At 70.1% G+C, this 21,639-nt stretch carries 21 protein-coding genes and 1 riboswitch; of the genes, 12 read left to right on the top strand and 9 right to left on the bottom strand.

What is annotated here, in order from left to right; genetic code table 11:
- The first annotated feature begins 4 nt into the window (after positions 1-4).
- Positions 5-114, top strand: a riboswitch (TPP riboswitch).
- The 5 genes from FY549_RS02875 to FY549_RS02855 all read left to right on the top strand — a co-directional run bounded on the left by FY549_RS02875 (position 107) and on the right by FY549_RS02855 (position 5,946).
- Positions 107-748, top strand: a complete 642-nt coding sequence (locus FY549_RS02875; protein WP_187614910.1) for an ECF transporter S component — start codon at positions 107-109, stop codon at positions 746-748. Its footprint overlaps the riboswitch before it by 8 nt.
- A complete protein-coding gene (locus tag FY549_RS02870; protein WP_187614909.1) occupies positions 748-2,205 on the top strand; it encodes an ABC transporter ATP-binding protein in 1,458 nt (485 codons plus the stop codon). The genes FY549_RS02875 and FY549_RS02870 overlap by 1 nt, the downstream gene beginning before the upstream one ends.
- The gene (locus FY549_RS02865) at positions 2,202-2,993 is read left to right on the top strand and encodes an energy-coupling factor transporter transmembrane component T family protein (RefSeq protein WP_149083746.1); all 792 of its coding nucleotides are present in this window, start codon (positions 2,202-2,204) and stop codon (positions 2,991-2,993) included. The genes FY549_RS02870 and FY549_RS02865 overlap by 4 nt, the downstream gene beginning before the upstream one ends.
- A gap of 101 nt (positions 2,994-3,094) precedes the next feature.
- Entirely contained in the window at positions 3,095-4,465 is a 1,371-nt protein-coding gene (locus FY549_RS02860) for a glutamate decarboxylase (protein ID WP_149083745.1), read from the top strand.
- A gap of 8 nt (positions 4,466-4,473) precedes the next feature.
- Complete coding sequence (locus FY549_RS02855; RefSeq protein ID WP_200838625.1) at positions 4,474-5,946, top strand: amino acid permease; 1,473 nt, start codon at positions 4,474-4,476, stop codon at positions 5,944-5,946.
- A 13-nt stretch (positions 5,947-5,959) separates the two neighbouring features.
- Here FY549_RS02855 and FY549_RS02850 read toward each other — a convergent pair whose 3' ends face one another.
- Positions 5,960-6,685 carry an aminoglycoside 3'-phosphotransferase gene (locus tag FY549_RS02850; RefSeq protein ID WP_149083744.1) on the bottom strand — a complete coding sequence of 242 codons (726 nt, stop codon included), beginning with the start codon at positions 6,683-6,685 and terminating at the stop codon, positions 5,960-5,962.
- A gap of 133 nt (positions 6,686-6,818) precedes the next feature.
- Between FY549_RS02850 and FY549_RS02845 the strand changes: the two genes are divergently transcribed.
- Both FY549_RS02845 and FY549_RS02840 read left to right on the top strand, forming a co-directional pair.
- Complete coding sequence (locus FY549_RS02845) at positions 6,819-7,577, top strand: SDR family NAD(P)-dependent oxidoreductase (protein WP_149083743.1); 759 nt, start codon at positions 6,819-6,821, stop codon at positions 7,575-7,577.
- Positions 7,578-7,622: 45 nt separating this feature from the next.
- Entirely contained in the window at positions 7,623-8,456 is an 834-nt protein-coding gene (locus FY549_RS02840) for an SDR family oxidoreductase (RefSeq protein ID WP_149083742.1), read from the top strand.
- A 54-nt stretch (positions 8,457-8,510) separates the two neighbouring features.
- Here the strand turns inward: FY549_RS02840 and FY549_RS02835 are convergent, their stop codons facing one another.
- From FY549_RS02835 to FY549_RS02825, 3 genes are read right to left on the bottom strand one after another with little or no spacing between them, the layout of a single operon-like run.
- Positions 8,511-9,260 (bottom strand): sulfite exporter TauE/SafE family protein, encoded by a 750-nt coding sequence (locus FY549_RS02835; RefSeq protein WP_149083741.1) that lies wholly within the window; start codon positions 9,258-9,260, stop codon positions 8,511-8,513.
- Positions 9,257-9,958 (bottom strand): ankyrin repeat domain-containing protein, encoded by a 702-nt coding sequence (locus FY549_RS02830; RefSeq protein ID WP_149083740.1) that lies wholly within the window; start codon positions 9,956-9,958, stop codon positions 9,257-9,259. The genes FY549_RS02835 and FY549_RS02830 overlap by 4 nt, the downstream gene beginning before the upstream one ends.
- 37 nt (positions 9,959-9,995) lie before the next feature.
- Positions 9,996-10,634, bottom strand: a complete 639-nt coding sequence (locus FY549_RS02825) for a bifunctional 4-hydroxy-2-oxoglutarate aldolase/2-dehydro-3-deoxy-phosphogluconate aldolase (RefSeq protein ID WP_149083739.1) — start codon at positions 10,632-10,634, stop codon at positions 9,996-9,998.
- A 130-nt stretch (positions 10,635-10,764) separates the two neighbouring features.
- Here FY549_RS02825 and rlmN point away from each other — a divergent pair, with 130 nt between their 5' ends.
- On the top strand, positions 10,765-12,054 hold the full coding sequence (gene rlmN / locus FY549_RS02820; RefSeq protein WP_200838624.1) for a 23S rRNA (adenine(2503)-C(2))-methyltransferase RlmN: 1,290 nt from the start codon (positions 10,765-10,767) through the stop codon (positions 12,052-12,054).
- A 131-nt stretch (positions 12,055-12,185) separates the two neighbouring features.
- Positions 12,186-13,676 (top strand): DUF4407 domain-containing protein, encoded by a 1,491-nt coding sequence (locus FY549_RS02810; RefSeq protein ID WP_149083738.1) that lies wholly within the window; start codon positions 12,186-12,188, stop codon positions 13,674-13,676.
- Here the strand turns inward: FY549_RS02810 and FY549_RS02805 are convergent.
- Positions 13,664-13,984 carry a hypothetical protein gene (locus FY549_RS02805; protein ID WP_149083737.1) on the bottom strand — a complete coding sequence of 107 codons (321 nt, stop codon included), beginning with the start codon at positions 13,982-13,984 and terminating at the stop codon, positions 13,664-13,666. The two genes, FY549_RS02810 and FY549_RS02805, sit on opposite strands and share 13 nt — an antisense overlap.
- Before the next feature lie 19 nt (positions 13,985-14,003).
- On the opposite strand from FY549_RS02805, the gene FY549_RS02800 reads away from it, so the two are divergent.
- Genes FY549_RS02800 through FY549_RS02790 form a run of 3 tightly spaced genes read left to right on the top strand, consistent with a single transcriptional unit; the run spans position 14,004 to position 17,076 of the window.
- A complete protein-coding gene (locus FY549_RS02800; RefSeq protein WP_149083736.1) occupies positions 14,004-15,497 on the top strand; it encodes a PLP-dependent aminotransferase family protein in 1,494 nt (497 codons plus the stop codon).
- Between the two features lie 9 nt (positions 15,498-15,506).
- On the top strand, positions 15,507-16,004 hold the full coding sequence (locus FY549_RS02795; protein WP_149083735.1) for a hypothetical protein: 498 nt from the start codon (positions 15,507-15,509) through the stop codon (positions 16,002-16,004).
- Between the two features lie 58 nt (positions 16,005-16,062).
- The gene (locus FY549_RS02790) at positions 16,063-17,076 is read left to right on the top strand and encodes an aldo/keto reductase family protein (RefSeq protein WP_149083734.1); all 1,014 of its coding nucleotides are present in this window, start codon (positions 16,063-16,065) and stop codon (positions 17,074-17,076) included.
- Positions 17,077-17,142: 66 nt separating this feature from the next.
- On the opposite strand, the gene FY549_RS02785 is transcribed toward FY549_RS02790, so the two are convergent.
- From FY549_RS02785 to FY549_RS02770, 4 genes are all read right to left on the bottom strand, one after another.
- Entirely contained in the window at positions 17,143-18,063 is a 921-nt protein-coding gene (locus FY549_RS02785) for a carbohydrate ABC transporter permease (RefSeq protein WP_200838623.1), read from the bottom strand.
- Positions 18,060-19,007 carry a carbohydrate ABC transporter permease gene (locus FY549_RS02780; RefSeq protein WP_149083733.1) on the bottom strand — a complete coding sequence of 316 codons (948 nt, stop codon included), beginning with the start codon at positions 19,005-19,007 and terminating at the stop codon, positions 18,060-18,062. The genes FY549_RS02785 and FY549_RS02780 overlap by 4 nt, the downstream gene beginning before the upstream one ends.
- A gap of 3 nt (positions 19,008-19,010) precedes the next feature.
- A complete protein-coding gene (locus tag FY549_RS02775; protein WP_149083732.1) occupies positions 19,011-20,324 on the bottom strand; it encodes an ABC transporter substrate-binding protein in 1,314 nt (437 codons plus the stop codon).
- 61 nt (positions 20,325-20,385) lie between these two features.
- Positions 20,386-21,621, bottom strand: a complete 1,236-nt coding sequence (locus FY549_RS02770) for an aminotransferase class V-fold PLP-dependent enzyme (RefSeq protein ID WP_149083731.1) — start codon at positions 21,619-21,621, stop codon at positions 20,386-20,388.
- Positions 21,622-21,639 lie beyond the last annotated feature (18 nt).

Genomic DNA, 21,639 nt, shown 5'->3' with positions numbered 1-21,639 from the left:
TCGACAGCACAACCACGGGAGTCCGGCGAGCCGGGCTGAGAGGGAGCGAATCGCGCTTCGACCGTCGAACCTGATCTGGGTCATGCCAGCGCAGGGAGGAGTTCACATGAGTACGTCCACGTCCGCATCCCCGTCGGCGAAGACCACGGCCGCACCGACGCGCAGCTATCTGCGCTGGCGCGTCGTCGACATCGTCGTCGCCAGCGTGCTCGGCGTCGCCGCCGGCCTGATCTTCCTGGCATGGAACGTCGGATACCTCGGCCCGAAGGCCCTGCTCGAGCCGCTGCTCCCCGGCCTCCAGGGGCTCCTCGACGGCCCCTGGCTGTTCGCCGGAGTGCTCGGCGGACTCATCATCCGCAAGGCGGGCGCCGCGATCTACGTCGAGCTGCTGGCGGCCGTCGTGTCGGCACTCATCGGCAATCAGTGGGGCGGGTTCCTCACGCTCGAGGCGGGACTCGTGCAGGGCCTCGGCGCCGAGCTGATCTTCCTGCTGTTCTTCTACCGCCGCTGGTCGTTGCCCGTCGCGATCCTCGCCGGCGCCGGCGCGGCGCTCGCGGGCGGCATCAACAACCTCGTCCTCTGGTACGCCGGCTCCGGTCCCGCCTTCACCGCGATCTACCTCGCGAGCACCGTGATCTCGGGAGCCGTCATCGCCGGCGCGCTCTCCTGGGTGCTCGCCAGGGGCATCGCGGCGACGGGCGCCCTCGACCGCTTCGGTTCCGGGCGCGAGGCACGCGTCCGCGTCTGATGGCGACGGAGCAGGTCGCGCCTGCCGCCGTCGAGGCCAGAGGCTGGGGGTGGCGGCACGCGAGCCGCCTGGCCTGGGCGCTGCGCGACGTCTCATTCCGCATCGAACCCGGAGAGCGCGTGCTCGTGCTCGGGGCGTCCGGAGCGGGGAAATCCACTCTGCTGCACGGGCTCGCCGGCGTGCTCGGTGGCGAAGACGAGGGTGAGAGCGCGGGCGAGTTGCTCGTCGACGGCGAGCCCGCGGTGGCGACGCGCGGGCGAGCGGGGCTCGTCCTGCAGGATCCCGACTCCCAGGTGATCCTCGCCCGCGCGGGCGACGACGTCGCATTCGGCTGCGAGAACCTCGGGGTGCCGCGCGCGGAGATCTGGCCGCGCGTGGAGGAGTCCCTGGCGGCCGTGGGGCTCGAACTTGCGCTCGGTCACCCCACGAAGGCGCTGTCCGGCGGGCAGAAGCAGCGCCTCGCTCTGGCCGGCATGCTCGCGATGCGACCCGGCCTCGTGCTGCTGGACGAGCCGACGGCGAACCTCGATCCCGAGGGCGTGCGCGAGGTCAGGGACGCGGTCGAGCGGATGCTCACCGCGCACCCGGCGACCCTCGTGGTCGTGGAGCACCGGCTCGAGGTGTGGCTGCCGCTGCTCACCCGGGTCATCGTGCTCGGCGCCGGAGGGGTGATCGCGGACGGCCCTCCCGCCGACGTGCTCGGTGCCCAGGGGGAGCGCCTGGCGGCGGATGGCGTCTGGGTCCCCGGCCGTCCTCCCGCGGAGCCACCGGCGCCGGGCATCGCGTCCGGAGACGTGCTGCTGTCGGCGCGCGAACTCGCCGTCGCGCGAGTGAAGGCTCGCCCGGTGGCGCACGGTGTCGACCTGGACGTGCGTGCGGGCGAGGCCGTCGCGATCACCGGTCCCAACGGCGCGGGCAAGTCCACGTTGGGCCTGACGCTCGCCGGCCTCCTCCCTCCCGCGGACGGGGCCGTGACCGCCGCGCCCGCGCTCGCACAGGGGGCCGATCCATTCCCGATCCGGTGGGCCTCCCGCGAACTGCTCACGCGGATCGGCATGGTGTTCCAGGAGCCGGAGCACCAGCTCCTCGCGAAGACCGTGCGGGACGAGCTCGCGGTCGGGCCACGGGCGCTGGGCGTCCCGGAAGACGAGGTCGCGGCGCGTGTCGACGACCTGCTCGCGCGCCTGCGGCTGGCCCATCTGGCTGCCGCGAATCCGTACACGCTCTCCGGAGGGGAGAAGCGTCGTCTGACAGTCGCCGCCGCCGTCGCGACGCGGCCGAGAGTGCTCGTCCTCGACGAGCCGACGTTCGGTCAGGACGCTCGTACCTGGGCGGAACTGGTCGCGATGCTCGCCGCGCTGCGGGACGAGGGGTCTGCCGTCGTCACCATCACGCATGACCTCGACGTGGCGCGCGCCCTGCGTGCCACGAGGTTCGCGGTGGGGGCGCCCGCATGACGGATCTCGCCACCACCCCCGCTCGCGCTGGCGTCATCGCCCGGGTCAATCCGGTCGCGAAGCTCGGTGTGAGCGCGCTCATCGCCGTGCCGTTGATCCTCACGCTCGACCCGGTGTCGGCGTCGGTCGCGCTGGTGCTCGAAGCGGTGCTGTTCCTGTTCGCCGGCATCGGCTGGCGGGAGTTCTGGCTGCGCACGTGGCCGGTCTGGCTCGCGGCGCCGCTGACGGGCCTCACCATCGCCCTCTACGGCGAGACGAGTGGCACGGTCTACGTCGACTGGTTCGTCGTGCGCATCAGCGAGGGGTCGCTCGCGCTCGCCGTCGCCACGATGCTCCGGGTGCTCGCGATAGCCCTGCCGTCAGTGGTGCTGTTCATCACGGTCGATCCGACCGATCTCGCCGACGGTCTCGGGCAGATCCTGCGGCTTCCGGCCCGGTTCGTGCTCGGCGCACTCGCCGGACTGCGCATGGTGGGGCTGTTCCTCGACGACTGGCGTGCCCTGGAACTCGCGCGTCGGGCCAGAGGCGTCGCCGACCGGGGCCGAATCCGGCGCTTCCTCGGCATGGCCTTCGCCCTCCTCGTGCTGTCGATCCGCCGCGGCGCCAAGCTCGCGACCGCGATGGAGGCCCGGGGCTTCGGGGCCCCGGGGCGCCGGACGTGGGCCCGGGAGTCGCGCTTCGGCGCACCGGAGTGGATCCTCCTCGCCGTCGGTGCCGCGATCTCCGGGATCGCGATCGCCGCCGCGGTCGCCACCGGGGCCTGGAACTTCATCCTCGGCCCGTCCTGATCACTCACCCTCTTGGGATGAGGGGCCCTCCCGGTGCGCCGACGACGGCTCTAGCGTGCGCGGGAGACAGTGCCAATCGACCCCACCGAAAGGGACGTCCCATGAGCATCTCCTCCTCCGACGAGCAGCCGCTCTTCACGCGGCCGGGCGAAGCCACCGTCGCGCCGCGACACGTCATCCCGGACTCGGAGTCACTTCCCGCAACGGCGAAGCAGATCGTCGAGGACGAGACCATCCTCGACGGCAACGCGCGTCTCAACCTCGCCACCTTCGTCAGCACCTGGATGGACGACGAGGCGAAGCAGGTCTACGTGGCGTCGTTCGACAAGAACATGATCGATAAGGACGAGTATCCGCAGACCGCCGCCATCGAGGACAACTGCTGGCACATGCTCGCGAATCTGTGGAGGGCCCCGGATGCCTCCCGCAGCATCGGCACCTCGACGATCGGCTCCTCCGAGGCGTGCATGCTCGGCGGTCTCGCGTTCAAGCGTCGCTGGCAGCAGGCGCGGCGTGCCGCCGGCAAGGACGCCTCCGCGCCGAACCTGGTGATGTCGAGCGCGGTGCAGGTGTGCTGGGAGAAGTTCTGCAACTACTTCGACGTGGAACCGCGCTTCGTGCCCATCAGTGCGCAGCACAAGACGCTCGACGGCCACGATCTGGAGAAGTACGTCGACGAGAACACGATCGGGGTCGTCGCCATCATGGGCGTCACCTACACCGGCATGTACGAACCGGTGGCCGAGATCGCCGCGGCGCTCGATGCGATCCAGGAGAAGACCGGCCTCGATGTCCCGATCCACGTGGACGGGGCCTCGGGGGCCATGATCGCCCCCTTTCTCCAGCCCGACCTCGTGTGGGACTTCCGGCTGGAGCGAGTGCACTCGATCAGCACCTCTGGGCACAAGTACGGTCTCGTCTACCCGGGCCTCGGGTGGGTGGTCTGGCGCGACGCGCAGTGGCTCCCCGAGGACCTCGTGTTCAAGGTGAGCTACCTCGGCGGGGAGATGCCGACCTTCGCCCTGAACTTCTCCCGACCGGGAGCGCAGGTGCTGCTGCAGTACTACCTCTTCCTCCGCCTCGGTTTCGAGGGCTACCGGGCCGTGCAGCAGGCGTCACAGGATGTGGCGAAGTTCCTGTCCGCGGGCATCGCCAAGCTCGACGCGTTCGAGCTGTGGAACGACGGCAGCGACATCCCGGTCTTCGCGTGGCGTTTGAAGGACGGCCATACTGACAAGTGGACGCTCTACCACCTGCAGGACCGCCTCCGGATGCGCGGCTGGCTCGTGCCCGCCTATCCGATGCCGGCGGATCTCGAAGACCTCACGGTGCAGCGCATCGTCGTCCGCAACGGGCTGAGCATGGATCTGGCCGCCGAGCTGCTCGACGCCATCACCGCCGAGGTGGCCCACCTCGACGCGCTCACGGCTCCCATGCCTTCCGATCACCCCGACTCGGCGTTCCACCACTAGGGGTCGACGTGTCCGTCTCGCAGCCTGGTGCCACGGGCGCCACCCCCACGCCGCGTGTCTCCCGTCCCGCCGTCGCCGTCCTGGGCGTCGGGCAGCTCGCTCTCCTCACGCTGGTGGTGGTGGCGAGCCTGCGCTCGCTGCCCGCGATGGCGATCTACGGTCTCGGCAGTGTCACGCTGTACATCATCCCGGCGATCGTCTTCCTCATTCCCACGGCTCTCGTCGCGGCCGAACTGGCAACGGGGTGGAAGGGCGGCGTGTACGTCTGGGTGCGCGAGGCTCTCGGCAACCGCTGGGGGTTCACCGCGGTGTGGCTGCAGTGGATCCAGAACGTGGTCTGGTTTCCCACGCAGCTCGCGTTCGTGGCCGGTGCCCTGGCCTTCGTCTTCCTCGACCCCGCGCTGTCCAGTTCCGGCTTCTTCACCGCGGTCGTCATCATCGTCTTCTACTGGGGGTCCACCCTCGTCACCCTCCGCGGCGGCGACCTCTTCGCGAAGCTCGGCTCGTGGGGCGGCATCCTCGGCACGCTGTTCCCGGCGGTGCTGCTCATCGTGTTCGGCGCCGTGTGGGTGTTCAGCGGGGAGAAGAGTCAGGTGCCCCTGGAGGCCTCGGCGATGATCCCGCCGTTCACGGGCCTGGCCTCCATCGTGCTGATCGTGTCGAACGTGCTCGCGTACGCCGGTATGGAGGTGAACGCCGTCCACGTCAACCAGATGAAGGATCCCGGCACGGGCTACCCGCGCTCCGTGTTCCTCGCCGCCGGGCTCATCCTGCTCGTCTTCATCCTGCCCACCATCGCGATCGCCGTCGCTGTGCCGAAGAAGGAGCTCGGCCTGACGAACGGCATCATGCTCGCATTCGGGGAGTACTTCGGCCGCTGGGACATGGGGTGGGCGACCGCCGTCGTCTCGGCGCTCATCGCCGCCGGTGCCCTCGCCTCGGTCGTCACCTGGGTGGCCGGCCCGTCGAAGGGCGTGCTGGCGGCGGCGGAGACCGGGCTCCTCCCGCCGCTGCTTCAGAGGCGAAACAGGGCTGGGGTCCAGTCGGGCATCCTGATGCTCCAGGGCACCATCGTCACGATCCTCGCGGCGATCTTCATCATCGTGCCGAACGTCAGCGCCGCCTTCGTCGCCCTCATCGACATGGCCGCCGCGTTGTACCTCATCATGTACATGCTCATGTTCGCCTCGGCGATGGTGCTGCGGCGAAAAGCCCCGGACGTTCATCGGGCCTACCGCGTGAAGGCCCTGCCGTTCGTCGCCGGGGTCGGTTTCGTCGCCTGCCTCGCCGCGTTCGTGCTCGCGTTCATCCCACCTGAGGGGTTCACCGCCTTCCCGGCCGCCGCATACCCGTGGATCGTCGGGCTGGTGATCGTCGTGCTCGGCGCCCCGCCGCTGCTGTTCTACGCGCTGCGCAAGCCGTCGTGGGATCGGCGACCGGCAAACGGGAGTCTCCTCAGCGACGCGCACCCGGAGGCGTGAGTGCGGTGACGGCTCAGGACTCGTTCCAGAGCCGTCGGTAGTACTCCAGCCGCGTGCGGTCGGGTTCGAGCCCGTAGGCCGCGATGAGGGTGCCTTCCCAGCCGGGACCGAAGTTCCACAGCGTGCTCATGGCGGCGACGGCGATGTCGGCCCAGCGGTCGGCGACCCCGAGCGCGGCGAGGTCGACGTGGGCGACGGGGCGGCCCTCATCGTCGAGCAGCGTGTTCGGGAGGCAGGCGTCGCCGTGGCACACCACGAGCCGGTCGATCGCGGGCGGCTCGTGCAGATCCGCCGGTACCGCCGTCCCGCGTGCAGCGGCGTTCGCGATGCGCTCCTCGGGACTCCAGGTCCAGGGGCACTCCGCAACGGGGAGGGCGTCGTGCAGGAGGCGCAGACCCCTCCCGACCGCGCGCACGGCGGACTCCGGAGAAGAGGCCCATCGCGGGTCCACGGCACTGCGACCAGGGAGGGCCGCCGTCACGAGCCACTCGTGCGACTCGTCCTGGCCCTGGGAAAGCACGTCCGGCACGGTGATCCAGGCGCGGGCCCAGCGCATCCGCTCGGCCTCGTCGCGCATGTTCGCCTCCGCATCGTGCGGGCCCCACTTGATGTACCTGCCATCGTCGGTGCGGAACGTCAGCCCGCCGATCCCGTTGCGCCAGATGGGTGTCAGAGCGGCGCCGGCGGCGAGTTCGCGCACGCGCGCCGGCACCTCGATGGACGCTGCGGGGATGCTCACGTGTCCATCATGCCGGGACGTCGGTGTCGTAGGCTCGGGTCGACGCGGTGCGCCTGCGGTGACACCAAGAACCGCATAGGCTGGGACTGCGTTCCATGCAAGTCGCACGACGACGTTCGAAGGAGAACCTCAGATGCAGATCAGTGGACAGGGTGCGCTCGTCACCGGCGGGGCCTCCGGTCTCGGGCTCGCCACGGCTCGTCGGCTCACGGCAGCAGGGGCCCACGTCACGATCATCGACCTCGCCTCGTCCCAGGGGGAGGCTGTCGCCACGGAGCTGGGCGGCCTCTTCGTCCCCGCGGACGTGACGAGTGTCGACGAGGTCAAGGCCGCCGTCACCGCAGCACAGGCCGCCGCGTCGCTGCGGGTGGTCGTCAACTGCGCCGGCATCGCCCCGCCGGCAAAGGTGCTCGACCGGGAGGGGAATCCGGCCGTTCTCGCCGATTTCGAGCGCATCGTGCGCATCAACCTCGTCGGCACCTTCAACGTCATCTCCCAGGCAGCCGCCGTCATCGCCGCGAACGAGCTGCATGACGAGGAGCGCGGCGTCATCGTCAACACCGCGAGCGTCGCGGCCTTCGACGGGCAGATCGGCCAGCCGGCGTACTCGGCGTCCAAGGGCGGCGTGCACGCCATGACCCTGCCGATCGCCCGGGAGCTCGCCCGTCATGCCATCCGCGTGTGCACGGTCGCCCCCGGGATCATGGAGACGCCTATGCTCATGGGGTTGCCGCAGGAGGCGCAGGATTCGCTCGGCCAGCAGGTCCCGTTCCCCGCCCGCCTCGGACGCCCCGACGAGTACGCCGCCCTCGTGCAGCAGATCGTCGAGAACGGCTACCTCAACGGCGAGACCATCCGCCTCGACGGCGCCATCCGCATGGCCCCGCGCTAACCGCCCTCGGACATCCAGCCACTCACGCGATTCGAAACGAGAACCATGAGCACACTCGCCGGAAAGACCATCCTCATGTCGGGAGGCAGCCGGGGGATCGGCCTCGCGATCGCCCTGCGCGCGGCCGCCGACGGCGCGAACATCGCGATGCTTGCCAAGACGGACAGCCCGCACCCGAAGCTCGAGGGCACCGTGCACAGCGCCGCGGAGCAGATCCGCGCCGCCGGCGGGCAGGCCCTCCCCATCGTGGGCGACGTGCGGGACGACGATCACATCACCGAAGCCGTGATGAAGACGCAGGGCGAGTTCGGCGGCATCGACATCGTCCTCAACAACGCGAGCGTCATCGATCTCTCGCGCTCCCTCGAGCTGTCAGCCAAGAAGTACGACCTGATGCAGGACGTGAACGTCCGCGGCACGTTCATGCTCTCCCGTGCCGCGGTGCCGATCCTCAAGGACGCGGAGAACCCGCACATCCTCTCGCTCTCGCCGCCCCTCAACCCCACCCCGAAGTGGCTCGGTGCGCACACCGGGTACACGCTGGCGAAGTACGGCATGACGATGGTCACGCTCGGGCTCGCCGCAGAGTTCGCCGCCGACGGGATCGCCGCGAACACGCTGTGGCCCCGCACCACCATCGCGACGGCGGCGGTGCAGAACCTCCTCGGCGGCGACAGGGTGATGGCGGCGAGCCGCACCGCCGACATCTACGCCGACGCCGCGTACGCGGTGCTGACCAAGCCCGCGCGCAGCTACACGGGGCAGTCGCTCATCGTGGAGGACGTGCTCGAGGCCAGCGGCGTGACCGACTTCTCGGGCTACGCGGCCGTCCCGGGGACGCCGGACAGCGCCCTGTTCCCGGACATCTTCCTCGACTGACGTGCTTCGACAGGCTCAGCGACGCACCGCTGGATCCCTGAGCCTGTCGACGGGCTACAGCAGCAGGTACACGGCGCCGAGGACCGTGAGCACGATCACGATGCGGTCGAAGAGCCGCTGGTCCAGGCGCCGCGCGACCCGGAGGCCGAGCAGGGCGCCGAGCACGACGAGTGGGGCGAGGATCGCATCGGTGAGCAGCACGGGCCCGGTGAACAGCCCGATCCCGGCGAGGAACGGCACCTTGATCACGTTGATGATCGCGAAGAACCAGGCGGAGGTGCCGAGGAAGACCTGAACCGGCGTGCGCGTGGCGAGGAAGTACATCGACATGACGGGCCCGCCCGCGTTGGCCACCATGGTCGTGAAGCCGCCGAGCGTCCCGTAGACCCCGGCCAGCACGATGCCGCCGCGCGCCTCGGCCGCCTTCTCCTCGCGCGACTGCCGCCAGCGCCGCCACAGGGTCACGGCGATCATGAGCAGCAGGATCACGCCGATGGCGCGACGCACGACGCCGTCTCCGGTCAGCGCGAGGAACGCGAACCCGAGGAGCAACCCTGCCACCACGGCGGGTGCGAGTCGCAGCAATGTCGGCCAGTGCGCATGCCGTCGATACGCGAGCAGGGCGAACACGTCGCCCACCATGAGCAGCAGCAGTGTCGCGGCGGTCGAGGTGCGCGCGGGGAGCACCGTGGCGAACAGTGCGATCGCGAGGATGCTTCCGCCGGGGAGCGCCGTCTTGGAGATGCCGATGACGACGGCCGCCACGGCGAGTGCGGCCCAGGCCCAGGGGTCGAGTGCCGTCACCGCCGGAGCTCGGCGGCGACGGCGTCGTATCCGCGGTCGGTCGCGAGGTCGATCGGCAGCACACCGTCCCCGTCGCGGATCGTCGGGTCGGCGCCGGCGTCGAGGAGCGCGCGCACGACCTCGACGTAGCGGGTGGATCCGTCGCCGAGCACGATCGCCTCGTGGAGGGCGGTCCAGCCGAGGTTGTTGATGTGATCCGGATCGACGCCCGCGTCGAGCAGGATCTCGACCGTCGGCAGCAGGCCGCGCTCGGAGGCGGGGATGAGCGCGGTGCCGCCGAAGCGGTTCGTGCTGCGGAGGTCGGCCCCGTGCGCCAGGGTCAGCCGGAGGATCTCGTCGTGTCCGCGCGCGCCGGCGTAGAGGTAGGCGGAGTCCTGGATGTCGTCCTTCGCGTTCACGTCTGCGCCGGCTTCGATCAGGAGCCGCGCCGCGTCGACGTGATTCGCCTTGGCGGCGGCGACCAGCGGCGTCATGCCGCCGTCGCCCCGGGCTTCGAGGTCGGCGCCCGCGTCGATCGCACGGCGGACAGCGTCCGCATCACCCGCGGACGCGGCGGCGAAGAGGACGGATGCGGCGTCGGTCATGGGAGCCTCCGGGGTCGGTGCCGAGGGGTGCAGGGAGGGTGCGGCCGCGCATGCCGGAGCCAGCAGCACGGCGCTCACGAGCGCGATGCTGACGAACAGCCGTCGCTTCCGCATTCATCCGGTATACCAAATGATCCCGGACGTCTGCGGCTCAGCTGCGCGTCGTGGCGAGGGCAGCCGCGAAGCGGGCGGCGCGCTGCTCAATGTCCGCCCAGTCGGCGTTCGCGATCGAGGCGCCGTTCGCGAGGTCTCCACCGGCCCCGACGGCGACAGCGCCCGCGGCGAACCAGTCGGCGAGGTTGTCGGGCTTCACGCCGCCCGTCGGCATGAGGGGGGCGTCGGGGAACGGTCCGCGCAGGGCTCCGAGATAGGACGGCCCGCCGAGGGAAGCGGGGAAGATCTTCACGACGTCGACACCGAGCTCGAGCGCGCCCATGACCTCCGTGGGCGTCATGGCGCCGGTCATCACCACCCGGCCGGTGTCGAGCATGGCGCGCGTGAGGGCAGGCAGCGTGCCGGGGCTGACGAGGAACGCCGCTCCCGCATCGGCGGCCTGGGCCGCCTGGTCCGGCGTCGTGACGGTACCCGCGCCGACATATGCCGCATCGCCGTGCCGGGCGATGAGCTCACGGATCACGGCGGGGGCGTCGGGCGTGGAGAACGTGACCTCGATCCCGGAGACCCCGCCGCGGATGATCGCCTCCGACGCCTCCAGAGCCTGCTCCGGCGACGGAGCGCGGAGGACGGCGAGGATGCCGGTGGTGCGGGCGCGGGCGAGACGGTCGGACATGCTGCTCCTTGATCGAGGGGATGCCCCATTCTCGCGTACCGCAACTTGTCATTACAAGCAAGCGCCGGAACCGCCGGCGTCGTGGGCCCTGCCCAGGCGCCTCCCATCCGGGCGCCGGTATCCTGGAGGGATGGCCGAGAACCCCCGCACGCGCGAGACGCGCCCCGCGACAGCGCCCGCGTCGTCCCGTCCGGGAGCGATCCGCGAGACGCGTGCCCCGCAGGTCCGTCCTGCGACCGAAGGCTGGACCCAGAAGAAGGACGCCGAAGGGCGGCCGCTCCTCCAGTTCGCCAGCCCGAAGCGCGGCAAGCCGCCCGTTCACCTCGCGGATCTCACGCCGGCCGAGCGCATCGAGAAGGTGAAGGAGCTCGGTCTCCCCGGTTTCCGGGCCAAGCAGCTCGCGACGCATTACTTCCGTCACTACACGTCCGATCCCGCGGAGATGACCGACCTCCCGGCGTCCATCCGTGACGATCTCGTCGGCGGCATGCTCCCGTCCCTCATGACCGAGGTGCGACGGCTCGAGACGGACCGCGGCGACACGATCAAGTTCCTGTGGCGGCTGCACGACGGTGCTCTCGTCGAGTCGGTCCTCATGCGCTATCCGGGCCGCATCACGCTGTGCGTGTCGAGCCAGGCCGGGTGCGGTATGAACTGCCCGTTCTGCGCCACCGGACAGGCCGGGCTGACCCGCAACATGTCGACCGCCGAGATCATCGAGCAGATCGTGCGAGCCAACCGTGCCATCGCGAACGGTGAGCTCGGTGGCAAGAAGCGCGACGACCACAGCATGGAGCGCGTCTCCAACATCGTCTTCATGGGCATGGGCGAGCCCCTCGCCAACTACAAGCGGGTCATGGACGCGGTGCGCATCATGGTCGCCCCGCAGCCCGACGGACTCGGCATGAGCGCCCGCGGCATCACAGTGTCCACGGTGGGGCTGGTGCCCGCGATCAAGAAGCTCGCCGACGAGAACATCCCGGTCACCTTCGCCCTCTCGCTGCATGCGCCGGACGATCATCTGCGCGACGAGCTCATCCCGGTGAACTCGCGCTGGAAGGTCGACGAAGCCCTCGACGCAGCCTACGACTACTACGCCAAGACCGGCCGCCGCGTCTCGATCGAGTACGCGCTCATCAAGGACATGAATGACCACGCCTGGCGGGCCGACCTCCTCGCGGAGAAGCTCAACCAGCGCGGTCGTGGCTGGGTGCACGTGAACCCGATCCCGCTGAACCCGACGCCGGGCTCGATCTGGACGTCGTCCGAGAAGGACGTGACCGACGAGTTCGTGCGACGGCTGAACGACGCCGGCATCCCGACGACGCTGCGCGACACCCGCGGCAAGGAGATCGACGGCGCATGCGGTCAGTTGGTCGCCACGACGGAGGATGAGGCCGCCGCTGCGGCGCTGGCCTGACGCGAGCGATCCCGAGCCGCGTCGGCGGCGCCGAGTCGCTCGGCCCGGTCGAGCCATGAGGTGATGGTTGCCAAGGGTTCTCGCCCCGGTCTTCCACGGTATCCACAGGCGAGGTTTCGTAGATTGGCGGGATGCCCTATTCCGCCCACCGCCCGGGTCGCTTCGACTCGCAGGGTCGGATCATCCTCGACGGCGATCCGAACGCCGAGACGGACGACCTCGACTTCCTGCGCGAGTACGAGCCCACCGGGGACACACCCGCGCAGCCGGACGTCCCGTCCGAAGACCCGGCGTCCGAGCCGGTGACGACCCACGACACCCCGGTCGACACGGAAACCGTCGCCGACCGTGCGGCACGGCCGCAGCGCGTCCGGAAGCCCCGCCGTCGGCGCACCGCCGCGGAGCGCCTGCGTGCTCTCGCGATCCTCGGCGGCGCGGAAGGCGAGATCCTCGACCGCGTCCCCGGCGAGACCCCGCGGTTCGTGCAGATGTTCTTCGTGCTGGCAGGGACGGCGCTGGTCAGCGCGATCTCGATGCTGTTCGCGCTCACGACGGGCGTGCGCGCCGCGCTCTGGCTGGCGATCCCGCTCGCGATCGTGTGGGCGCTCATCATCTTCAACCTCGACCGGTTCCTCACCTCGACGATGACGTCGACCCGCAACGTCTGGAAGTTGATCGGCCTCGCCATCCCCCGCGTCGTCATGGCCGCGATCATCGGGTTCGTCGTCGCGGAACCGCTCGTGCTGCAGATCTTCCACAACGACATCTCGCGCGAGGTCGCCGCGACCAACATCGTGCAGGCCCAGTCCGACCAGGAGGCGCTCGAGACCGGCCCCGAGAAGAAGGCGCTGGACGCGGCTTCGGAGCGGGTCGCCGCGCTGGAGAACCAGGCTGCGACGGGCATCGTCGCCGGGACCGAGTCGTCGTCGGCGACGCAGTCCGCCGCCCAGGCAACGGTCGACGATCTCACCGCGAAGCTCACCGAACAGCAGGCCGTCATCGACCAGGCTCGGACGCTGTACCAGTGCGAACTCACCGGCGAGGGCGCCGGCACGGTGCCCGGCTGCACCGGTGTCAACGGCGAGGGCGCCAGCTCGCAGGCCGCGCAGGCGCAGCTCGCCGAGGCCCAGCAGACCTACGACGCGCTCGCCGCCCAGCTCCGCACGGCGAACGAGGAGCTGGCTGCCGCGGGCACCGCCGCCAAGGAGAACACCACCGCGTCGGAGTCGCAGAACCGTCAGCAGGCCAAGGACGAGCTCCCCGCCGCCCGCGAGACGTACGAGCAGGCCCTGGCGGCGTACAACGCCCGGGCCGACTCGGTGGCGCAGGGCAACGCCGGAGCGGTGGGCCTGCTGAGCCAGATCAGCGGCCTCAACCGTCTCAGCGAGAAGGAGCCCGCGATCCTGTGGGCGCACATCCTCATCGCGGCGCTGTTCTTCATGATCGAGCTGCTGCCGGTGCTGGTGAAGGTGCTGACGAGCTACGGCGACCCGAGCCTGTACGAGAAGGCGCTGGCGATCCGCCGGCAGGTCGCCCTCGACAAGGTGACGGCGGAGGGCTTCCGCGACCGCGCCGACATCGTCACGAGTCCTGCCTCCGGCGCCGGAGCTCACGCCACCTGACGCTGCTCCGGTTCGAATCGCTCAGCGTGCTCCATCCCCGTCTGGTCGGGGACGACGTGAGCGATTCGAACGCCGGAGAGGTTCCCGGACCGACAGGCCTCGGCGAGAGAGCGGACGAGGGCGACCGTGGAAGGGGCGCCCTGCCACGGGGCGCCGGTGACAGCGGCCTCGATGCGGGCGAGCGGCTCGCGGACGGCGCGGTCGTGGGTACGGGCGTCGTCCTCGAGCCACTGGAGGAGTTCGCCGATGGTCCAATCCGAGGAGATTGGACCCAGGTTCACGGTCTGCGTGGTCGTGAGAGCGGTCATTGGTCCAGAATCGGTTTCCATGGACAGCGTCGACAGGGCCAATGTGCAGCCGGTGGCTCACGGATCGGCCTTCGTGCCCCTCGTCCAGGCCGGCGAGGTGGGCGCGGCCGCGCTCGCCGCACGCCTCGGCCGCTGGGTCCAAGGCGACGGCACCCTCTCCGCTCGGCTCGCGGCCGGGATCGCCGCCCTGATCGGCAGCGGTGAGCTCCGCCCCGCCGACCGCCTGCCCGCCGAACGCTCCCTCGCCACGGTCATCGCGGTCTCTCGGGGCACGGTCGTGTCCGCCTATGCGTCGCTTGCCGAGCAGGGCCTGGTCGAGCGACGACAGGGAAGCGGGACGAGAGTGTCCGGCGCGGTGACGACGACCGCGTCTGACCGACGCCCCGGCCGCGGTGAGACGCTGTTCTCGGCTCTCCCCAACGCCATCGACCTGCTCCGCACCGTGCCGCAGATCCCGCAGCTCGGCGTGCAGCTGATCCGCGATCACCAGCCGCGGCTCGACCTCGCGCTCCTCCCGGAGACCGACCCCGCGGGTCTCCCGGCCCTCCGCGAGCTCATCGCGGAGATGTATCGCGCAGAGGGGACGCCCACCACGCCGGAGCAGATCCTCGTGACGCACGGCGCACAGCAGGCCATCAGCCTGGTCGTCAATGCGCTGGTGGAGCCGGGGGACGTCGTGCTGGCCGAGGAGATCACCTGGCCGGGCGTGACGGACTCGGTGGGCCTCCGCGGCGGCACGGTCCACGGCGTGCCGATGGGGGCGGACGGCCTCGACGTCGACGCGCTGGAGCAGGCGATGGCCAGGCTCCGCCCCGTGCTCGTCGCGCTCAACCCGCACCACCAGAACCCGACGGGGACCCGCCTGCCCGGGGCGGCACGGCACCGTGTCGCGGAACTCGCCGCGCGATACGGGGTCCCGGTGATCGAGGACCGCGTCGTCGCGGGTATCTCGTTCGACGGGGTCGTGCCGCCGACGCTCGCCGCGGAGCGGCCGGACGCACCGGTGATGGTCGTCGAGTCCGTGTCGAAGTGGGCCTGGGCCGGGCTGCGGATCGGGTGGTTGCGCGCCGACCCTGTGCTGGTCCGGCGGCTCCGCGGCGCCCGGCAGCTCGCCGACCAATCCACGAGCGTCCCCGGCCAGCTCCTCGCGCTCGATCTCGTCGCGCACGCCGTGGAGCTCCGCCGTGCCAACAGTCGCGTGCATCAGGAGCGACTCCGGCTCCTGCAGGAGCTCATGGCCGAGCACCTGCCGGAGTGGACGTACGTCGCCCCGCGCGGCGGCCTCTCGCTGTGGGCCGCACTGCCGCGCGGCTCCGCATCGGCTCTCGCCCGGATCGCTGCGGCGCATGGCGTCTCCATCGCGGGCGTCGGCGCCTTCGCCGTCTCCGCTGCCGCACCGGACGACCACGTGCGCCTGCCGTTCACCGCGCCGGACGACGTGCTGACGGAGGGCGTGCGTCGGCTCGGCGCTGCCTGGCGCGAATACCGGGATACTCTCAGCAGCCCTGCCTAGGGTGACCGCATGACACCGGTGCCACGCCCCACCCTCTGGATCTCCGTCGCGGGCGTGCTCGCCGTCGCCGCGTACGCTGCGCTTGCCGCGGTGCAGATCCTCGTGCTCAACCCGCTCGCCGCGGCTCCGGGCGACCTCTCCCTCGACGAGGTCAGAGCCGCGATCTCGAACGCCGGCGAGAGCCTCATGCCGACGACCGTCCTCGGCATCCTCGGCGCCGGCGTCTGCCTGGCAGTCGGAACGGCGGTGGTCTGCCTCCTCACGCGTGCGCATCCGATCGTGCCGGCGATGACGTTCGTCGCGCTGCTCATGGGTGGGGCCCCGGCGTACTTCGTCGCGTCGTTCGGCCCCGGGATGGGGCTCGCCGACACCTTCGGCATCAGCGGGGCCGACGCCTCGCCGTGGGCACTGCCGCTGTCTGCGGTCAGCGCGCTTTCCGCGATCGGGGTGCTGGTCGGGGCCGCGCTCACCGCAGGGCGGCGCGGACCGGCGCCCGCCGCCGCCTGACGACCGCCGATCCGTCCCGGGCGGCCCTGACGCCCTGTGCCGCGACTAGCGTGGACCCATGGTCAACTATCGCTATCTCGGCAACAGCGGTCTCAAGGTCTCGGAGATCACCTACGGCAACTGGGTCACTCACGCCTCGCAGGTCGAGGACGACGCCGCGGTCAAGACGGTGCACGCCGCCCTGGACGCCGGCATCACCACGTTCGACACCGCGGACACGTACGCGAACACGGCCGCCGAGGTCGTGCTCGGCAAGGCGCTGGAGGGTCAGCGCCGCGAGAGCCTCGAGATCTTCACGAAGGTCTACTTCCCGACCGGTCCCAAGGGGCCCAACGACACCGGCCTCAGCCGCAAGCACATCATGGAGTCGATCAACGGCTCGCTGCGCCGTCTCGGCACCGACTACGTCGACCTGTACCAGGCGCACCGCTTCGACCACGAGACCCCGCTGGAGGAGACCTTCCAGGCCTTCGCCGACATCGTCCGTCAGGGCAAGGCGCTCTACATCGGCGTCTCGGAGTGGACCGCGGAGCAGCTGCGTGACGGGCACGCCCTGGCGAAGCAGCTCGGCATCCAGCTGATCTCCAACCAGCCGCAGTACTCGATGCTGTGGCGGGTCATCGAGGGCAAGGTCGTCCCCGCGTCGGAGGAACTCGGCATCTCGCAGATCGTGTGGTCGCCGATGGCTCAGGGCGTCCTCAGCGGCAAGTACCTGCCGGGACAGCCCGTGCCGGAAGGGTCGCGGGCGACCGATCAGAACTCGGGTGCGGGGTTCATCAAGAGCTTCCTGCAGGATGACATCCTGACCGCGGTGCAGCGCCTCAAGCCGATCGCCGAGCAGGCGGGGCTGTCCATGCCGCAGCTCGCGATCGCGTGGGTGCTGCAGAACCCGAACGTCGCAGCGGCCCTCGTCGGCGCCTCCCGTCCGGAGCAGCTCGCCGACACGGTCAAGGCCTCCGGCGTGACGCTCGACGCCGACACGATGGCCGCGATCGACGAGGCCCTCGGCGACACCGTCAACCGCGACGCCGAGCACACGTACTCGGTCTCGCCGAAATCCCGGCTGGTCTAGGCCTTCCCACCGCGCAGATGGTCCCCTTCCGTCCGGGAAGGGGACCATCTGCGCTGTTCGGGCGTGTTACTCCTTCACGGCCCCGGCCGTGAGGCCCTGGACGATCCAGCGGCTGGCGAGCGCGAACATCACCATGGTCGGGAGGATCGTCAACACGGCCGCGGCGCTCATGGAGCCCCAGTCGATGTTGAACGTGGAGATGAAGCCGTTGAGTGCCGACGGGACCGTGCGATTCGCATCGGTGTTCATCAGCACGACCGACAAAAACAGCTCGTTCCAGCAGTTCACGAAGTTGAAGATGAACGCCGCGATGATGCCCGGCGTCATCACCGGGACGAGTACCCGGAACAGCGCGCCGAGCCGGGAGCAGCCGTCGATCATCGCCGCCTCCTCGAGCGCGTCGGGGACGTTCTCGAAGAAGCCCCGCAGCATGACCGTGGAGAACGGGATGCAGATCGCGATGTAGACGAGGATGAGGCCCGGCTTGGTGTCGACGAGGCCGAGGTCCGTCATCATCGAATACAGCGGCCCGAGAGCGATGAACGCGGGGATCATCTGCGTCAGCAGGAACGCGATCAGCACGGTGCCCTTGCCGCGGAACTCGAAGCGCGCCAGCACGTACGCACTGAGCAGAGCGATGAGCGTCGCCACGGCTCCGGCCGACACCGCCACGATGGCCGAGTTCGCCAGGAACGTCCCGAAAGAGCTCTTCTCGAACAAGCTCGTGAAGTTGTCGAGCGAGGGCTCGCTCGGCCAGTACTCGATGGGGAAGCGGTTGATGGTCCCCGGCGACTTGAACGCGGTGAGCGTGATCCAGTACAGCGGGAACAGCGTGATGAGCAGCCACAGCCCCAGGCCGACGATGCGCACGACGCCGCCCACGGTGACGCGGGGCGTCGGGCGCGGAGCGGCCTTCGGGTCCGGCACCGTGATCCGACGGGTCTCTGTGATCGAGGAGCCGGTCCGGACGGTCGAGGTGATGGTCATCGCTGCACTCTCCGCATCGCCATCAGGTAGAACGCGCAGAACACCATGAGGAAGGCCACGACGATGAGCCCGATGGCGCTCGCGATGCCGTAGTTGCCCTGCTGCGTGTAGTTGATCATCCAGGTCGTGATGATGTGGGTCTGGTTGGCGGGGCCGCCGTTCGTCATCGCGTAGATGATGTCGGGGAAGTTGAAGATCCAGATCACGCGCAGCAGGATCGTCAGCAGCAGCGTCATCGAGATGTACGGGATGATGATCGAGAAGAGCTGCCGCGCCTTGCCAGCGCCGTCGAGGCTCGCGGCCTCCAGCATCTCGTCGGGCACCGACTGCAGAGCGGCGAGGATCATGATCGCGAAGAAGGTCACGCCGTACCAGATGTTCGCCACGATCACGGCGAACATCGCGAGCTTCGGGTCGGCCAGCCAGGGCAGCGGGGCGTCGATCAGTCCCGCCTTCATGAGCAGATCGTTGACGACGCCGAACTCGGCGTTGAACATCCAGCGGAACAGCATGCCGATGAGGAAGCCGGAGACCGCCCAGGGGAAGAAGACCAGCGCCTGGTAGAGCCCGCGGAAGCGGAACCGCTTGCGCAGGGCGAGGGCGATGAGGAAGCCGATCACGAGCTGCGGCACGAGCGAGCCGACGACCCAGAGCACCGAGTTCCAGGCCACGGTCGGGAAAGCGGGGTCGCGGAACACCGCGAGGAAGTTGTCGATGCCGACGAACGGGGTCGACGTGAGGTCCCACAGGTTCCAGTCGTGGAACGCCATGCGGGCGCCCTGCAGCATGGGCCAGTAGGTGAACCAGCAGACGAAGACGATGGCGGGCGCGAGGAACGCCAGCAGGGTGAGCGCGGTGCGACCCCGGAACGGGCGGCGACGCGATGCCGGGGAGGCCCCGCCGGCGGTGCCGACGGAGCCCCCTTCACGGATGGTGCGGGCCACGGATCAACCCTTCTCCGCGGCGTACTTCTCGGTCCAGAACGCGTCCCACGAGGCGAGGAGGTCCTTCGTGGACATGTCGCCGAGCAGGACGCTCTGCACGTCCTGGTCGGACTTCTGGATCCACTCGGTCCACCAGCTCACCCCACGCGGCTGACGCACGTTGACGTAGGTCTCCGGGTCCTCGGTCATGGTGACGTAGCTCGTCCAGGGGCCGGTCGAGTAGAACTCGTCGTCCGCGGCGGCCGCGATGATCGGGACGAGGCTGTTCGCCTGTGCGAACTCGGTGGCGGGCTCGGCCGACGACAGGAACTCGACGAGCTTCACCGCCGCCTCCTTGTGCTCGCTGTTCTCCGCGACACCCCAGCCGGCGACGGCCAGCGGCTGCGCGGCCTTGCCCGAGGGCCCGACGAGCAGCGGGGCGGTGTCCCACTGGTCTTCGCTCAGCGAGGAGTCCTGCACCGTCGCGATGACCTCGGGGTCCTGCAGCAGGAAGGCCGTCGTGCCGTTCGTGAAGCCGGCGACCATCTCGGGGTAGCCCCACGAGACCGCGGACGGCGGCGATGCTTCCTTGAAGAGGTCGAAGTAGTCGTCGACGGCTTCCTGCGCCTCGGGAGCGGCGAAGATCGTGGAGCCGTCCTTCATCAGGAACGCGTCTTCGGTGTCGAGGCCGTCGATCGTGTACGCCTCGATCGCGGCGACGACGTTGCTGTTCGCGTTCTGGCCACCACGGAAGGCATAGCCGTAGATGTTGTTCGACGGATCCTGGATCGCGGAGGCCTGCTCGAGGAGGTCCTTCCAGCTGTGCGGCGGGCCGTCGAAGCCGGCCTGCTCCACGAGGTCCGTGCGGTAGAAGAGCGACAGGCCGTAGAAGCCGTAGGGGATGAAGTAGCTCTTGCCGTCCTCCGCCACCGAGGCCGACTGCGCGTTCTCGGTCAGGGCATCCCAGCCGTCCCACTTCTTCAGGTCGGGGCCGAGGTCGGCGAGCCAGCCGTTGTTCGCGAACGGTCCGACGGTGATGTCTCGCACCTCGAGCACGTCGACGCCCTTGCCGGACTGGAGCATCTGCTGGATCTTCTGGTCGGCCTGCTCGGTGGGCGGGGAGACGAGGTTGACGGTGATGTCGGGGTTGTCCTTCTCGAACTCGTCGAGCAGTCCGCGGATGAGCTCGGTGCGCGCCGGGTTCGTCAGGCTCTCGACCATCTGGAGGGTGACGCTGCCGTCACCGCCGGACGAGCCGGAGCCTCCGGAGCAGCCGGTGAGTGCGAGGACGGCGACGGTGCCGACTCCGGCTGCGGTCGTCAAGATCTTGTTCTTCACGATGTGCCTCTCGGTGGGGGATGGGTGGTGTTCGGGTAGGTCGTGCAGGAAATGTTGCGGGTCAGGGGAGGATGAGGGCCTCGGCGGGACGGATCCCGGCGCGGCGCAGGATCGCGGGGACGCAGCGCTCCACGAATGCCTCGACGTCGGAGGACTCCGTGTAGAGGTGAGCCGAGAGGCGGAAGTAGCCGACGCCGCGGAAGCTCGTGAACGCGGTCTCCACGCCCACCTCGTCGAGCAGCTCCATTCGCAGCGCGTCGGCCTCCTCGCGAGTGGCGCCGAGACCGAGCGGCAACCGGATGAGTCTCATGGACGGCACCGGCGAGGGGAGCGGGGTCAACGGGTCGTCGTCGCCGTACGGGCGCAGGGCCTCCGCGATCATCTCGGCGCCCGCGTCGGCGCGCCCGGCCATGGCATCGCGGGCCGCGGTCCACCCGAACTCGGCCTCGATGAACTCGATCGCGGTCGGCGTGGCCAGGTAGGTGGTGGCGTCGATCGTGCCCTGCGTGTCGAAGCGCTCGGGGTAGGGCTCACGCGCCGCCCAGGAGTCGATCAGTGGCCACAGCTCGTCGCGGTCCGGGGCGGCGGTGACGAGGAGGGCGGAGCCGCGAGGCGCGCACGGCCACTTGTGCAGGTTGCCGAACCACCAGTCGCCGCCGGCCACGGCCGCCGCCTCCGGGATGAGTCCCGGAGCGTGGGCGCCGTCGACCAGGGTGCGCACGCCGCGTTCGGCGGCGAGGTCGGCGATGCGGCGGGTGGGCAGCAGGCGGGCGGTGGGCGAGGTGATCTGATCGACCACGATCAGGCGCGTGCGCGGGGTGAGGGCGGCTGCGAAGAGGTGGACGATCTCGTCGTCGGAGGCCAGGAGGGGCAGGGCGACCGTGCGCACGGAGGCGCCGAATCGGCGGGCCAGGCGCTCGGCTCCCATCGTGATCGCGCCGTAGCCCTGGTCCGTGACGAGGATCTCGTCGCCGCCCTCGAGCTGGAGCGCGTTGTAGACCACGGTGGCCGCGGCGGAGGCGTTGGGCACGAACACGCTGTCTTCCGCCCGGGCACCGACGAACGGAGCCGTCCGCTCCCTGGCGTCCTGCACCCGCTCCGCGATACGAGGGAACCACTCGACCGGGCTCAGGTCGGCGCGGCGGCGCAGGGCGTCCTGGTGGGCGACGACGACCGACGGCACGGCCCCGAAAGACCCGTGGTTGAGGTGGATCACGGTCGGGTCCAGGGGCCAGGCATCACGCGCTCGCAGGCCGGAGTTCAGCGTGAGCGGAGCGGGGAACTGCGGAGCGGGCATCGGACCTCATCGGCGAGT

Source organism: Microbacterium sp. 1S1 (genome assembly GCF_008271365.1).
Classification (GTDB): domain Bacteria; phylum Actinomycetota; class Actinomycetes; order Actinomycetales; family Microbacteriaceae; genus Microbacterium.
Note: the sequence above shows the minus strand (reverse complement) of the source record. Positions and strands in the feature narration are given on the sequence as shown.

Coding starts and splice junctions, on each gene's coding strand:
- FY549_RS02845 (WP_149083743.1), top strand. CDS start 6,819: ATGCAGATCAGTGGACAGGGTGCGCTCGTCACCGGCGGGGCCTCCGGT.
- rlmN (WP_200838624.1), top strand. CDS start 10,765: ATGGCCGAGAACCCCCGCACGCGCGAGACGCGCCCCGCGACAGCGCCC.
- FY549_RS02770 (WP_149083731.1), bottom strand. CDS start 21,621: ATGCCCGCTCCGCAGTTCCCCGCTCCGCTCACGCTGAACTCCGGCCTG.
- FY549_RS02865 (WP_149083746.1), top strand. CDS start 2,202: ATGACGGATCTCGCCACCACCCCCGCTCGCGCTGGCGTCATCGCCCGG.
- FY549_RS02795 (WP_149083735.1), top strand. CDS start 15,507: ATGACACCGGTGCCACGCCCCACCCTCTGGATCTCCGTCGCGGGCGTG.
- FY549_RS02840 (WP_149083742.1), top strand. CDS start 7,623: ATGAGCACACTCGCCGGAAAGACCATCCTCATGTCGGGAGGCAGCCGG.
- FY549_RS02790 (WP_149083734.1), top strand. CDS start 16,063: ATGGTCAACTATCGCTATCTCGGCAACAGCGGTCTCAAGGTCTCGGAG.
- FY549_RS02830 (WP_149083740.1), bottom strand. CDS start 9,958: ATGCGGAAGCGACGGCTGTTCGTCAGCATCGCGCTCGTGAGCGCCGTG.
- FY549_RS02805 (WP_149083737.1), bottom strand. CDS start 13,984: ATGACCGCTCTCACGACCACGCAGACCGTGAACCTGGGTCCAATCTCC.
- FY549_RS02875 (WP_187614910.1), top strand. CDS start 107: ATGAGTACGTCCACGTCCGCATCCCCGTCGGCGAAGACCACGGCCGCA.
- FY549_RS02870 (WP_187614909.1), top strand. CDS start 748: ATGGCGACGGAGCAGGTCGCGCCTGCCGCCGTCGAGGCCAGAGGCTGG.
- FY549_RS02785 (WP_200838623.1), bottom strand. CDS start 18,063: ATGACCATCACCTCGACCGTCCGGACCGGCTCCTCGATCACAGAGACC.
- FY549_RS02860 (WP_149083745.1), top strand. CDS start 3,095: ATGAGCATCTCCTCCTCCGACGAGCAGCCGCTCTTCACGCGGCCGGGC.
- FY549_RS02810 (WP_149083738.1), top strand. CDS start 12,186: ATGCCCTATTCCGCCCACCGCCCGGGTCGCTTCGACTCGCAGGGTCGG.
- FY549_RS02825 (WP_149083739.1), bottom strand. CDS start 10,634: ATGTCCGACCGTCTCGCCCGCGCCCGCACCACCGGCATCCTCGCCGTC.
- FY549_RS02800 (WP_149083736.1), top strand. CDS start 14,004: ATGGACAGCGTCGACAGGGCCAATGTGCAGCCGGTGGCTCACGGATCG.